Annotated in this window: 1 protein-coding gene; it reads left to right on the forward strand. The window is 42.0% G+C overall.

What is annotated here, in order from left to right; all coding sequences use genetic code 11:
• Positions 1-336: 336 nt before the first annotated feature.
• Positions 337-538, forward strand: a 202-nt coding sequence (locus R7R78_RS28995; RefSeq protein ID WP_140341195.1) for a DUF1496 domain-containing protein, incomplete at its 3' end; no start/stop codon positions are given.

Raw genomic sequence — 538 nt, forward strand, 5'->3', positions numbered from 1 at the left:
GGTTTGTTTCGAAGATCTAGATTGCCATAGTTGTCGATATGGCCAAATTTGGAATAGTAATCGAGCTCGTAAGCACTAGGAGACGAGCTAAATGCAATTAACGCGAGGGCGAAAGGGATGAAACGCATAACGATTACTTTCCAATAAAAAACGTTAAAAGCATAACCTAAAGAGTCAGTGACGGCTATATCGGCCTGAGCTTAACTCGCCGTTGTTCGTAACGACGTGGAGGAATATCTGGGAATGAGAAGTAAGAACAAATTGCTAGAATATGAGATTCTGCCAAGAACCTGAAATACTTCCTTGCTAGTATTGTTCGGGCATAAGGGGATATTTATGAAGTTTAAAAGAGTTTCTATTTTTACTCTGAGCGCCATGGTCGCGCTATTGTCTGGTTCAGTTTTTGCCAAATCTTACAGTACGCCGGAGTCAAAGGCTTTGGTGGTTGCTGATGGTAAAATAGGCCAGCGAATTTGTTACTACGAAGATAAAGCCTATACCGCTGGTGCGGTAATCAAAGTCGATGATGTGCTTTTGG

Source organism: Vibrio sp. 2134-1 (assembly GCF_033339495.1).